Source organism: Citrifermentans bremense R1, assembly GCF_000426865.1.
Classification (GTDB): Bacteria; Desulfobacterota; Desulfuromonadia; order Geobacterales; family Geobacteraceae; genus Geomonas; species Geomonas bremensis.
The window spans coordinates 14,036-26,767 of sequence record NZ_AUGE01000019.1; the positions used below are offsets into that span (position 1 = coordinate 14,036).

General features: G+C 59.5%; 10 protein-coding genes. All 10 read right to left on the reverse strand.

The genetic code is table 11. From position 1 onward, the window contains the following. Nucleotides 1–8 precede the first annotated feature (8 nt). The 10 genes from dcd to K419_RS0112415 all read right to left on the reverse strand — a co-directional run bounded on the left by dcd (nt 9) and on the right by K419_RS0112415 (nt 12,716). Nucleotides 9–527, reverse strand: a complete 519-nt coding sequence (gene dcd / locus K419_RS0112370) for a dCTP deaminase (RefSeq protein WP_026841870.1) — start codon at nt 525–527, stop codon at nt 9–11. 387 nt (nt 528–914) lie between these two features. Next, nucleotides 915–1,661: a hypothetical protein gene (locus tag K419_RS0112375; protein ID WP_226377696.1), complete on the reverse strand. Its 747-nt coding sequence runs from the start codon at nt 1,659–1,661 to the stop codon at nt 915–917. A gap of 63 nt (nt 1,662–1,724) precedes the next feature. Further along, complete coding sequence (locus tag K419_RS0112380; RefSeq protein WP_026841872.1) at nt 1,725–2,615, reverse strand: transporter; 891 nt, start codon at nt 2,613–2,615, stop codon at nt 1,725–1,727. Nucleotides 2,616–2,634: 19 nt separating this feature from the next. Continuing rightward, entirely contained in the window at nt 2,635–3,177 is a 543-nt protein-coding gene (locus K419_RS0112385; protein WP_051293014.1) for a hypothetical protein, read from the reverse strand. A 413-nt stretch (nt 3,178–3,590) separates the two neighbouring features. Next, complete coding sequence (locus tag K419_RS0112390) at nt 3,591–4,940, reverse strand: sigma-54-dependent transcriptional regulator (protein ID WP_026841874.1); 1,350 nt, start codon at nt 4,938–4,940, stop codon at nt 3,591–3,593. Then, nucleotides 4,937–6,175, reverse strand: a complete 1,239-nt coding sequence (locus K419_RS0112395; RefSeq protein ID WP_026841875.1) for a two-component system sensor histidine kinase NtrB — start codon at nt 6,173–6,175, stop codon at nt 4,937–4,939. Before K419_RS0112395 ends, K419_RS0112390 begins: the two co-directional genes overlap by 4 nt. A gap of 61 nt (nt 6,176–6,236) precedes the next feature. Further along, nucleotides 6,237–7,103: a GerMN domain-containing protein gene (locus K419_RS0112400; protein WP_026841876.1), complete on the reverse strand. Its 867-nt coding sequence runs from the start codon at nt 7,101–7,103 to the stop codon at nt 6,237–6,239. Nucleotides 7,104–7,390: 287 nt separating this feature from the next. Beyond that, complete coding sequence (locus K419_RS0112405) at nt 7,391–7,873, reverse strand: hypothetical protein (protein ID WP_026841877.1); 483 nt, start codon at nt 7,871–7,873, stop codon at nt 7,391–7,393. Nucleotides 7,874–8,019: 146 nt separating this feature from the next. After that, nucleotides 8,020–11,157, reverse strand: a complete 3,138-nt coding sequence (locus K419_RS0112410; RefSeq protein ID WP_026841878.1) for an efflux RND transporter permease subunit — start codon at nt 11,155–11,157, stop codon at nt 8,020–8,022. A 179-nt stretch (nt 11,158–11,336) separates the two neighbouring features. Beyond that, nucleotides 11,337–12,716, reverse strand: coding sequence for an efflux RND transporter periplasmic adaptor subunit (locus K419_RS0112415; RefSeq protein ID WP_026841879.1), 1,380 nt, complete (start codon nt 12,714–12,716; stop codon nt 11,337–11,339). Nucleotides 12,717–12,732 lie beyond the last annotated feature (16 nt).

The window sequence follows — 12,732 nt, forward strand, 5'->3', positions numbered from 1 at the left end:
CCTCATGTTCAAGGTTTTCCCTGGTCGACAAACCGCCCCTGATATCGCGCCGATCCGATACAACGCTCGAAAACAAACTGGCAGATTTTGGTGCCCGGATAAAGCGCCAACGGCCTGTGACCCAAGTTCACGATTTCCAGCACCTGGTGATTAGAGATGCCAGGCTGCATGAACCCCGCAGTAACGTGTACAGCCAGGCCGAAGCGGGCGAAGCGGCTGCGGCCTTCCAACCATCCCGCCATTGTCTCTGCAAGCGTGATCCGTTCCCTGGTGATGCCGAGGATCATTTCGCAGGGAGATATTGTGATGTATTCTCCTTCCGCCAACGAGACAAGGTCAGTAACGTCGGCAAAGTCCGACTCGTTGTGTACGTGGCAAATCCCGATCTCTTTTTTGAAAACCCTGAAGTCGTTTCCCAATGTCAAATCGACCGAACCTGGACCGATTTGAGACTCATCCAGCGGATCTATGACTATCTCGCCTCGTTTGATTGCATCCAGCATTTCCTGCCCTACCAGTATGGACATGCTCAGCCCCCCCGTTATTCAGAAATGACCCTTGTAGTACGTTGTGGGCTTTTCAATCATAGCACGATTTTAGTCTGCAAAGGTTGTTTCACAGTCAATGATACGGAAGTGTCACCTTGAGCTTTGTGCATTGTGAAAATACCGAAGAGACATCGCACGCGGATGACGCGGATCCAAAAACGATTACCGCGGATAAGACAAAACTTGTGTTTTCAAGATCAATTCGATTTTATCCGCGTCATCCGCTAAATCCGTGTGCGATGCCGTTGGTGGGAGAGGGTCGGGGTGAGGGCGACGTTGAAAACGAAAAACGGCACCTGCCGACGGGATTCAACCGCCGATAGGTGCCGTTTCTGGATTAGCTCCGCAGGTAAAAGCTTAGCCCGTCTATTTTCCTCCCATCATGGATTTGCCCCACGTCATGCCGTTCATGAAGGGGGAAGTATTCTGGTAAGGAAGACCAGCGGGAATGTTGCTTATGTTGGTGGCCATCTGAGGTAATGGCATCCCGTTCCTGACCGTGGACATGTTGCTGAACATGGCGCCCATCATGTTGCGGTAGCGAGTGACGTCGAGGTGGTCAGTACCGGAGTAGTTGCGGAACATCAAGTTCGACTGTGCTCCCATAAGCGCCGCCATGTTTCGGGCAGCAGTATGCATGGGTTCATTCTGGCTAGCGATGTAGTCAGCCATGATGTTGGTCCCGGCGCTGAGTCTGGTTCTAAGTTGAGCCATGGCGTCCGGCATGCTAGTGCCGGACTCCATCAACTCCCGAAGCTGGGTCGATATCGGGCTCAGGAAATTGCTGTCGCTGCTAACCGTGCCGGTCACGCTCTCTTTAGGGAGGCTCAATGGGTAGCTGCGAAGGACGTGGGTTTTGGTGTCCATGTCTATGGTGGTGCCGGCGATTGCAAGCGCGACGATGGGGTACTTACCTATGTCGGCGGGGTCGACAGTAAGCGTGTAGCCGCCGTTTGCGTCTGTTACGGTGTTGGGCTCCCCCGCGTCCAAGGTGTAATTGCCGTTTTTGTCCATGAATACGACGGCGTCGACCAGGTACCCGTCGGCGACTTTGCCCGCAACGGTGGCTGTCGGCGCCGTGGACCCTCCGCCTCCGCCGCACCCGGCCAGCATGGCTACTGTGATAAACGCTGCTGCAATGATCTGTTTTTTCATGTCATTCCCTCCCTTTGATTTTTAGAAGTCGTAGTAGACGGCCAATCCGCCGCCGTAATCGGGGGTGCTGCGGGTGACTCCTTTGGCCACATACCCCTCGACCCCGGTCCTGACGCCGGCAAGATATTTCAATTTGAGCCTCAAATCCACCAGGTCGCTGGCTCCGGCGATGGGAGCGCTGGATGCCTTTACGATGAGCATGGGGAGAAACCTTTCTCCGATTTGATAGCCTGTTCCTGCGTTAAAGCTGAAGTAATCCTTCAAGGCGAGCACAGGAGAGCTTCCCTGGAAGGTGTAGCCTCCCTCCGCGAAGGAGTACCAGTTGCCGAACTGCTTGGAGAACTCCACTGCGAATCCCTCGTCGAATTCCCCTGTCCCCAGCATCTGGTCCCGGTCGGCGGTCGGGACCTTGACGAAGAGGTAGGGACGCACCCTCGGAACAAACTCCCCTTCCTGCACGAGGACGTACCCCCCCTTGAGGGTCAGGTCCCCTACCCCCTGGCGTGACTTGTGCGACACCGTGCTGACGGAGGAGGTCCCTCCCCCGCTGCCACCGCCGGTTCCGGGCATGGTGCCAACAGAACCGGGCATTGCGGCTACTTCTTTGCGCATCCCGGTCATCTGCCCGCCCCCAGGCCCCAAGAGGACGCCGGTGTTGACGGCTGAACTGCTCTGGTAGACGTACGGGATCTCAAGCATGAACCCGAGCCGGTCAGAGGGATAGACCGCGAGCGTGAAGGGGATGTAGACCGAATCGGTCTTGGTGCCCAGGCCGTACGAACCCGAGGCGAACTCGAAACCGACACCGGTCGAGACCAATGGCCCTTCGGCACGCACCCCTCCCGGAGTCAGCAGGCAAAGTGCCTGCATCAGAACGCAAAACATGATCCGGAAGGTTTTCAATCTAGTCATTCGCACTCCTGGGCCGCGATCAGCGCCTCATCATGCCGCCGCCACCCATCATTCCTCCGCCGCGCATGAACCCGCCGCCTTGGAATCCTATTCCACCCCTCATCTGGGCTGCACCGGCGCTACGTCCGGACCATGCCGGCTCGCCGCGATCGCTTCGTATTTCCACCTGTTTTCCGTTACTTCGGTTTACCAGCTTCTGCGTGAGGAGATAGGTTTTCCCGTCTTGCCCCTGGGCACGCGACCCCTTGGCGGTGATCTCGTCGTCGACTTTCACCGGAATGCCCTTTTTTCCCCAGAAGTTCTCCGGCCCCACGCTTAAATTCACCGTCTCCGATCCGCTCTCCATCTCGATGAGATACTGCCCGTTTTCAGCAAGCCGCGGCGACTCCGTCACCCGCCCGGAGAATGTCCCGACCGTGTTCAGATCGTACCCCCGGCTGAAATCGAGGCCGCTCTTCCCCCTGTCTTCTGAGCCGAACCCGAAAAAACCGGCGTTCGCCTGGCCCAGAAGCTGGCAGCTCAACAGCACTGCGCATATGAGGATGAGGGAAAAACGTTTCATTACCATTGACTCCGCATGGGTCAGACGCGATAGCGCTAGCAGGACCCGCGCCGTCTTGCCCCTTGCCTGACCGCATCCAATTACCAGATGTGATGCAACCCGCAGCAACCCGACAAGACCAGAAACGTTGCCGCCAAAAGCGCCGTTGCCATTAAACCCTTCATGCTGACTCTCCCTTTTGTACCAGTGAGGCAGAACGGCAGTAGAGTGTTCCTTCCGCCTGCATCCTGATACCTCTCTATTGATGGTTCCCTGCGTCGCCGCGTGACTTATCGGTAGTTATCACACTTCGTGCCAATCCGCCGGTAACAGGCAAGTGGCTGATTTAGCAAAGAGACCAACAACAAAGGGAAACTCGCGCCACGGGGAAATGGTGCAATGCTTTGCACTCATACGACGCGGATTTGCACCGGTCAGCGTTCTTCGAGAAATCCGTACTCCTTGAGCTTGTACTGCAGGGTCCGCCGCGATACCCCTAGTTCCTCGGCAGCCAGGCGCCGGTTGCCGCGATGCTTCTTGATCGCCTGGGCGATGATCTCCCTCTCCGCCGACTTCAGCCTCTCGCGGCTATCGAGGGCATCCGGTTCGGGGGTGCGCAGCATTTCGTCCGGGAGAGCGGATAGCCCCACCTTTTCCCTGGAGAGGATGACGGCCCGCTCCATTACGTTTTGCAGTTCCCTGATGTTGCCGGGCCAGCGGTACCTTTCCAGGGCGGCGAGTGCGTCGGCATCGATCCCTTTCAAGGCTTTGCCCGTCTGACTGCTGAAGCGTTGCATGAAGTATCTGCTCAAAACCGGCACCGCATCACCCCTTTCCCGCAAGGGAGGGAGCTGCACCGGGAATACGTTGAGGCGGTAGTAAAGGTCCTCGCGGAAGCGGCGCTGCGCCACCTCTTCGCGCAGGTTCCGGTTGGTCGCGGCAACCAGCCGGACGTCGGCCTTGATCTCCTTGGTCCCTCCCACCCTCTCGAAGACGCGCTCCTGGATCACCCGCAGGAGCTTGGTCTGCAGGGCAAGCGGCATCTCCCCGATCTCGTCCAGCAGGATGGTTCCGCCCCGGGCCAGTTCGAACTTCCCCTGCCGCGCCTGCACCGCACCGGTGAAAGCCCCCTTCTCGTGCCCGAAAAGCTCGCTTTCCAGAAGGGTTTCCGGGATCGCGGCGCAGTTGAGCGCTACGAAGCCTGCGTTCCTGCGGGAGCTTAGCTGGTGGATGGTTCTTGCGACCAGTTCCTTTCCCGTTCCGCTCTCGCCGAAGACGAGGACGTTCGCCATGGTGCCTGCTACGTCGTGCACCAGCTTGCGCACCGGGGCCATCGCCTGCCCCGCAAAGATGAGTTCCTCCGGCGGCAGCCCGGCAGCCTCGCACTGCTTCAAGGAGAGATAGTCGCGCTCCCGGAGCTGTTCCTCGATGACATGCCGCACCAGGCGGAGCAGCACCTCCGGGTCCTGCAGCGGCTTGGTCAGGAAATCAACCGCCCCTTCCTTGATGGCGGCGACGGCTTCTCCGACCTTCCCGTAGGCGGTCAGGAAGATGAACTGGGGCGCGGCTGGATCGTTGCGCGTCTCCCTGAAGAGGTCAAGGCCGCTTTTGCCGGGGAGCTTCAGGTCGGAGACCACCAGGTCGTAGCTTCCCTGCTTCAGCAGACGCAGCGCCTTTTCGCCGTCGGCGGCACACTGCACCTGATGCCCGTCGTCCTGCAGCACTGTCTCCAGAAAAGCGCGGAAGGTGTCGTCGTCCTCGACCACCAGAATGTTTCCCTTCATGTCTGCTCCTTGTCGGCGGGGAGCAAAGGCAAGGCGAGGGTCACCTTGGTCCCCTCCCCTATCCTGCTCTCCAACACGATGGTACCGTCGTGCTCTTCGATCACCTTTTTGCAAAGGGCGAGTCCGAGCCCGGTACCCCTGGCCCTGGTGGTGAAGAATGGCTCGAAGACCTTGGGTAGGTCCGCTTCCGCTATCCCCTGCCCCGTATCCTTGATGCTGATTTGCGCTTGTCCCCCGGCCGAGGCGCACGCTATTTCCAGTACGCCCCCTGCGTCCATCGCCTGCAGCGCGTTTTTACCCAGGTTGAGGAGCGTCTGCTCCATCCGGTCCCTGTTTCCCATCACGAAGAAGGAACAGGTGCTGCTGCAGCAAACGGATACCTCGCGCTCGACTGCCTCCGGGGCCAGGAGCGAGAGGGTGTTGTCGATCAGTTCGTCCAGGTCGAAGGGCGCCCGCTGTGCTCCGTCGCCTGCGGCATAGGCCAAAAGGTCGTTCACCAGCGTCTCCAGCCGCACAACCTCGGTGACGATGTTTTGTGCAAAGGCGGCGTTGCGGGCCTCTTGGGGCTTTTTGGCGACCACCTGGGCGAACCCCTTGATGCCGGCAAGAGGGTTCCTGATCTCATGCGCCAGGAGCGCCCCCATCTCTCCCAGCTTGGCTAGGTTCACCTTGCGCGTCATTTCGGCCTGGTGCAGTTCTTCCCTGCGGGCATAGCGGAACAGGCCGAGACTAAGGAGCCACCCTGTTGCAATCAGCGCGAGCATTGCGGTCAGGTTCAGCTTGGCGCTGCGCACGACAGCATCGGCGCGATAGGTGTGGAGGGTGAGATGAAGGGAGAGTATTTCGCCGTTTAAGTTGATGGGAGTTATTACCAGGAATGCCTGCTCACCCGTCCCCAAAGCGACTCGCGACTCGGATCGCTCAAGTTTTGGTGCAGCTTTGCGTTCGGCTTCCGGCAGGGAGGCGCCGATCAGGTCCGGGTTGGAATGGAAGCGGAAACGGCCCTGGCTGTCAACCAGGGCAAAGTAGGCGATATCGTTGGTGCGGAACTTGGCAAGGCCGGCAAAGCTCGGGTCGTTGACGGCAAGGTTTTCGATGGCAGATGTAAGCGTGAGGGCGAGTCCGCGCAGGTTCTCCTGGGCTATGGGGCCGGCCTGGCGGTAGTTGTAGACGGTGAACCAAAGCAGTGAACAGGTTGCGAATATGCCGATTATAAGCGTTGCTTTTCTGAACATTCGCTTCCCGTTGCCCATTTTTCAGGCTGCTGCTCAAAAACCGCGTCTTTTTCTGTTTCCATCAATGCTCCCGCACTTCGAGCATCATCTCTTTTTGTCCGGAAGAGTTACGTCCTACCTTATCGGTCACATTCCAGCGCACTTGAACCGGCATCCCCACGCTGAACTTGGCCGGGTGCTTCGGTTTGAGCACCCCCGCCATGTCGAAGACAGAGTGGAAGATCTCCCCCTCGAAGGGCTTGCCGCCGGCATCCAGAAGCCGGAGTTCATTTATCTGCACCGGCCGGTCGAAGAAGGCATCGACCTCTTCCACCGTGGCTGCCCCTTTTTCCTTCATTCCGGTTACGCTCAGCAAACGAGGCGGAGCAAGCGGCAGCACTGCGGATTCGTCCGCCTTTTGCGCCTGCTTGTCCGTGTTCGCCGGCGCACCTTCGACCTGTATGGATACCTGCCCTACCCCTTCGAACTGCTTCAGGGTCAAAACCAACGCGTTCACAAGCCCCTGGTCTGACCGGGCGCCGGCAAGCTCCTTGCTGAAGTCGGCAGTGACCGACTCGCCGGACTGCTGCAGGTCGAGCAACCGGGTGCCTGCGGGAAACGGCTGCGCGATCTCCCCCTGGTAGCTCTTGAGATCCCCAAGGCCGCCGATGAGCTTCGCCAGCGCCACCTTCTTCAGGCTCGCCTCGTCAAAGCTGAAGAACGGGAAGGGAAGCACCTTCCCCGGCTGTTTCGCCGAGGGGAAGTAGATGACGAAAGCGTAGGCGGTGCCTTTGTCTACGGCCGGAGCCGGTCCGAACTCCTTCACGAAGGCCTTGGTCGCCTTTACTGAGCCCGGCTTTTCAGCTTTAGCCGGCTGCCGTTCGGAAGAGTTGCAGGCAGCAAGGGCCGTTATGACAAGAATGAGAATGAAGCTCCGCAGGTAGCGCATCGTGGTTTCCTCGATTCGGCATTGAGGAGGAAACCTTGCTCCTTATGCCGGTAGAATTTACATATATCGGAATGAATATGCAAGTGGATTTAAAAGCAAATCCCCCCTGTCCCCCCTTCGCAAAGGGGGGACGTTAGGCTCCCTGGTTTTTAAACGGGGGGCTCTAGCCTTTCAATGAAACGGCGCGGTAAAACAGAAAGGGGATCTGCTGCTTTATCCCTAGTCCAAAAAAGATACAGCAGCCTATCCCCTTTCCGGGTGTGGCGTTAACAGTAAGCGGCGACAGCCTACTTAACGGTGTACCAGAACTTGGAGCTGCGCACCTGGCCGTCTTTCAACTGGAACTTGCACATGACGCCGTACTTCCCTTTTTTGGAGAGGTCGAAGTCCGCGCCGAAATGCCCCTGCATCCCCATCAGGTCCTTGGTCTGCTCGGACTTGTCCGGCCCCTGAACCTTCAGCTTCACTTCCCCTTCGGTGAGCGCCTTGCCGGTCTTCGCGTCCTTGAACTCGGCGGCGATGTGATGAGTCTCTTTCATCCCCTTGGGCATCTCCATCTTCATCGCTTTCATATGCTCTTTCATGCTCATGACCTTGAAGGTGGCCTTGACGCCTTTGACTACTTCTTCGTGTGCGACGTCACCGCTGCCGTGCTCCATGTTCATGGAACCGTGCTCCATCTTCATGGCGCCATGATCCATGGCTGCAATGGAGGCCACCGGTGCAGAGAGAGCGAATGCTGCTGCGATCAGGACGATAAGTTTTTTCATGTTTCATTCTCCTTTGGGTTGGAAATCTCATGCTCTAATAGCATGTGCTGTGCCAGTCTCTTAACCATTCATTTTACCGACTTTGAGGCGGCTGGGTACCGCTGCCGCAGTGGAATATGCTACGACGGCCGTAGGATATTCTTCTTTCAGTGCTTCATTCCCGAGTACTTGAGTTTACCCTTCTTCAGGTCGTGCTTCTTCATCAGAACGAAGATAACCGGGGTCATGATGAGAACGTGGACGGCCGAGGAGATCATCCCCCCTATCATGGGCGCGGCGATCGGTTTCATGACGTCGGCGCCGGTGCCTGTAGACCACATGATGGGGACCAGGCCCAAGAGGGCGACGGCTACGGTCATGAGCTTCGGGCGCAGCCTCAGTACCGCCCCTTCGAAGGTGGCGTCGTAGATATCCTGTTCCGTGACCGGCCCTTTGAGGAGCTTCTTGTCCAGCGCCTCGTGCAGGTAGATGACCATGACCACCCCTGTCTCGACGGCGATCCCGTAAAGGGCGATGAACCCGACCCAGACCGCGACGGACATGTTGTAGCCCAGCATCTTGACCAGGTACACGCCGCCGACCAGGGCGAACGGAACCGAGAGCATGACCATGCTCGCCTCCAAGGCCGAGTGGAAGGTGAAATAAAGCAGGATGAAGATGATCAGGATTCCCGCAGGAACCAGCATCTGGAGGCGCGCCTTGGCCCGCACCTGGTTCTCCCACTGGCCCGACCAGGCGACGTAGTACCCCGGGGGGAGCTTCAGCTGCTTTTCCAGCACGGTCTTGGCATCGTTGACGAAGCCGCCCATATCGCGCCCCCTGACGTTCAGGAAGACGATGGAGCGGAGCAACCCTCCCTCGCTGTTGATCTCAGGCGCGCCGGTGGAGACCTTGAGCTTCGTCACCAGGGAGAGCGGCACCTGGGACCCTTCCATGCCGGAGACCAGGATGCGCTGGATGGACGGTATGTCGCTGCGCATCTCCCGCATGTAGCGAAGCCTGATGGGGAAGCGGTTGCGCCCCTGCACCGCGGTGGAGAGCATCTCTCCTCCAAGGGCGGTCGAGATCACTTCCTGGATGTCGCCGACGTTCACCCCGTAACGCGCGGCCGCCTCGCGGTCGATGTCGATGTCGATGTAATTGCCGCCGGTGACGCGCTCCGCCACGACGTCCGCAGCGCCTGGCACCGTCTTCAGTATCCCCTCGGCCTGGACCGCCAGGTCTTTGAGCACGTTCAGGTCGGCGCCGAAGATCTTCACGCCCAAGTCGGTACGGACGCCGGTGGAAAGCATGTTGATCCGGTTGATGATGGGCTGGGTCCAGCCGTTTCTGACCCCTATCTGCTGCAGTTTCGAGTCAAGCTCGGAAACGATGTCGGCCTTGGTCACCCCGGCGCGCCACTTGTCCTTGGGTTTAAGGATGATGATGCTCTCGAACATGGAAACCGGCGCGGGGTCGGTCGAGGTCTCGGCGCGCCCCACCTTGCCCAGCACATGCTCCACCTCCGGGACGCTTTTGATCACCGTGTCCTGCACCTGGATCAGTCGCTTCGCCTCGTTGATGGAGACGTTGGGGAGCGTCACCGGCATGTAGAGGAGCGACCCCTCGTCGAGCGGAGGCATGAACTCGCTCCCTATGCTCATGAACATGGGGATGGCGATGGCGAGCGCCACGACGTTCAGCGCAATGGTGGTCTTCTTCCACTTGAGCACCCACCTGATGATCGGGGAGTACATCTTGATGAAGAAGGTGGAGACCGGGTTGGAGCTTTCGGGGGGCATCTTCCCGCGCATCAGGAAATACATGAGCACCGGCACCAGCGTGATAGCGATAAAGGCGGAGCCCATCATGGAGAAGGTCTTGGTGAAGGCGAGCGGGTGGAACATCTTTCCTTCCTGCCCTTCCAGTAGGAACACCGGCACGAAGGAGAGGATGATGATGGCCAAAGAGAAGAAGATGGCGCGCCCCACCTGCTTGGCCGAGGCGATGATCACCTCCAGGCGCTTTTCCTTGCGCTCCTGCTCGGGCATCTCGGAGAGGTGGCGGTAGCAGTTCTCCACCATGATGACGCCGGCGTCGACCAAGACGCCGATAGCGATGGCGATGCCGCCAAGGGACATGATGTTCGAGCTGACCCCCATTAGCTTCATGGTGATGAAGGAGATGAGCACTGCGATGGGGAGGGTGAGGACGATGACCAGCGCGCTCTGGAAATGGAGCAGGAAGACGAGGATCACCAGCGACACGACGATGGATTCTTCGACCAGCGAATGCTTCAGCGTGTCGATGGCGCGCTCGATGAGGTCGCTGCGGTCATAGGAGACCATGATCTTGACGCCGGGGGGGAGCCCCTTCTCCAAGGAAACGATCTTCTCCTTGACCCGGTCGATGACGTCCTTGGCGTTCTCGCCGTAGCGCATGACGACAATGCCGCCCACGGCCTCGCCTTCGCCGTTCATGTCCAACATGCCGCGGCGGATGGCGCCCCCAAGCTGCACGGTGCCCAAGTTCTTCACGTAGATGGGGGTGCCGCGCATATCGGCGCCCACCACGATGTTTTCCAGGTCGGCGGTCGATTTCACGTAGCCGCGGCCGCGGATGAGGAACTCGGCGTCGGCCTGCTCCAGGAGCCTGCCGCCGACGTCGTTGTTGGACTTCTTGATGGCGTCGGCCACCTGGGAAACCTTGATGTTGTAGGCGAACAGGCGGTTAGGGTCGAGGTCGACCTGGTATTCGCGCACGAAGCCGCCGATGGAAGCGACTTCGGCAACGCCGGGGACCGTGTTCAGCTGGTAGCGAACGAACCAGTCCTGCAGCGTGCGCAACTGCTCCAGGTCGTATCCCTTCCCTTCCAGCGTGTACCAGAAGACGTGACCCACCCCGGTGCCGTCGGGGCCAAGGGTCGGCACCACACCCGAAGGGAGCAGCGACGCAGCGTAATTGAGGCGTTCGAGGACGCGGGTCCTGGCCCAGTAGATGTCCGCTTTGTCCTCGAAGATCACGTAGATCATGGAGAAGCCGAAGGCCGATGAAGCGCGCACGGCGCGGACTTGCGGCAGCCCTTGCAGGTTAACGGCCAGCGGGTAGGTTACTTGGTCTTCGACCACCTGCGGCGAGCGGCCGGGGTAGTCGGTGAAGACGATGACCTGGTTGTCCGAAAGGTCGGGGATCGCGTCGACCGGCGTCTTGTAGACGGACCAGACGCCCCAGGCGATGATCAGGGCGAACAGCATCAGGATGATGACGCGGTTTCGGGCGGAATATTCGATGATTTTCTCAATCATTTGAAACCTCAGTGGTCAATGCATTGTAATTTCCGGTTTAGAGGGAAACCAAATCCCCCTGTCCCCCCTTCGCAAAGGGGGGGACGCGAGTCCTCGTACTACGCCGTCCATGCTCACCTCGCCCTTTGGGAGAGGGTAAACAGGTCCAAGGCAAGCGCCTAGCTCCAGCTTGGTTCACGCTACATTTTCATGTCATCCATGTTCATGGCGCCGCCCTTCTTGGGTGCGGCCGGAGCAATGGCTCCCGGCGCGGCAGGAACTGCGCCACCGGGAGCTTTCGCTCCTCCTGCGTGCCCCTCGTGGCCGCCGCCACCGCTTCCCGCCGACAGCTGCGACTCGGAATCGATCAGGTAGCCGCCGGAAGCGGCGACCTTGTCGCCCCGCTTCAAGCCGGACAGTATCTGCACCTTGTCCCCCACCCGCGCGCCAGCCTGCACGTCGCGCGGCTCGAACATGCCGGGCTGCGACTCCACCCAGACGACCTGGCGCTTACCGGTGTCCATCAGCGCCGTCGCCGGCACTACCAGCGTGTTGCCAAGCGGCGCCTTGATCTGGGCGTTGACGAACATGTCGGGCTTGAGCTTCAAGCCGGGGTTCGCCAGGTCCACCCTCACCTTGACGGTACGGGTCTTGGGATCTAGGAAGGGATAGACGAAGCTGACCCGCCCGGAGAAGGTCTTGCCTGGATACGACTGGGAGAGTATCTCGACCCTCTGCCCCATCTTCACGAAGGCGAACTCGTTCTCGTAGACCTCCACCTCGACCCAGACGCTGGAGAGGTCGGCGATGCTGAAAAGCGGGTCCCCCAGGTTCACGTACTGCCCTTCCTGGACCATCTTTTCGATCACCACGCCGGATAGCGGCGTGTAAATGGGGAGCTTTATGTTGGGATGACCGGCCTTCTCCAGCCCTGCGATCTGCTCGTCCCTCACCCCCATGAGCTTCAGCCTCTGGCGGGCGGAGGAAACGAGCCCATCTCCTCCTTGGGAGATCGCCTGTATGGAGGATTTCTGGAACTGCTCGCGGCTTTTCAGGGCGAGGAGATATTCCTGCTGCGCGGCTACCAAGTCGGGGGAATAGATGTCTGCTACCGGCCGCCCCTTGGAAACGTAGGCGCCGACTGTGTTGACGAGGAGCTTGTCGATGCGCCCCGCCACCCAGGCTGTGACCTTCGCCTGTTTGGACTGGTCGTACTGCACGATGCCGACCGCGTTGATCTCCTTGGAGAGAGGTGCGAAGTCGGCCGGGACGGTCGCCACGTTGGCCATGACCGCTTGGGTCGGAGAAAGCGAGACGTGCCCCAGCATCTTCTGCTCCTGGGCGCTCGCCTGGGTCCCCTCTACCTTCTTGATCAGCTGCATGCCGCAGATGGGGCAGGTTCCCGGCTTGTCTTTGATGATGAAGGGGTGCATCGCGCAGGTGTAGAGCACCGGCCCCTGCGCCGCTTTGTCTTTAGCAGCGGGGGGATTTTTCTTCTGTGCCAGGTAATAGCCGCCGCCGGCAACGGCGGCCACCAGGATAACGACAATCGGGATTGCAACCTTGACACTTCGTTTCATATCAATACCTCGTGGT

What these genes read in the sequence shown, in the direction of transcription:
- dcd (WP_026841870.1), bottom strand. Translation starts at nt 527, where the DNA reads ATGTCCATACTGGTAGGGCAGGAAATGCTGGATGCAATCAAACGAGGC.
- K419_RS0112375 (WP_226377696.1), bottom strand. Translation starts at nt 1,661, where the DNA reads ATGCTGGCCGGGTGCGGCGGAGGCGGAGGGTCCACGGCGCCGACAGCC.
- K419_RS0112380 (WP_026841872.1), bottom strand. Translation starts at nt 2,615, where the DNA reads ATGACTAGATTGAAAACCTTCCGGATCATGTTTTGCGTTCTGATGCAG.
- K419_RS0112385 (WP_051293014.1), bottom strand. Translation starts at nt 3,177, where the DNA reads ATGAAACGTTTTTCCCTCATCCTCATATGCGCAGTGCTGTTGAGCTGC.
- K419_RS0112390 (WP_026841874.1), bottom strand. Translation starts at nt 4,940, where the DNA reads ATGAAGGGAAACATTCTGGTGGTCGAGGACGACGACACCTTCCGCGCT.
- K419_RS0112395 (WP_026841875.1), bottom strand. Translation starts at nt 6,175, where the DNA reads ATGTTCAGAAAAGCAACGCTTATAATCGGCATATTCGCAACCTGTTCA.
- K419_RS0112400 (WP_026841876.1), bottom strand. Translation starts at nt 7,103, where the DNA reads ATGCGCTACCTGCGGAGCTTCATTCTCATTCTTGTCATAACGGCCCTT.
- K419_RS0112405 (WP_026841877.1), bottom strand. Translation starts at nt 7,873, where the DNA reads ATGAAAAAACTTATCGTCCTGATCGCAGCAGCATTCGCTCTCTCTGCA.
- K419_RS0112410 (WP_026841878.1), bottom strand. Translation starts at nt 11,157, where the DNA reads ATGATTGAGAAAATCATCGAATATTCCGCCCGAAACCGCGTCATCATC.
- K419_RS0112415 (WP_026841879.1), bottom strand. Translation starts at nt 12,716, where the DNA reads ATGAAACGAAGTGTCAAGGTTGCAATCCCGATTGTCGTTATCCTGGTG.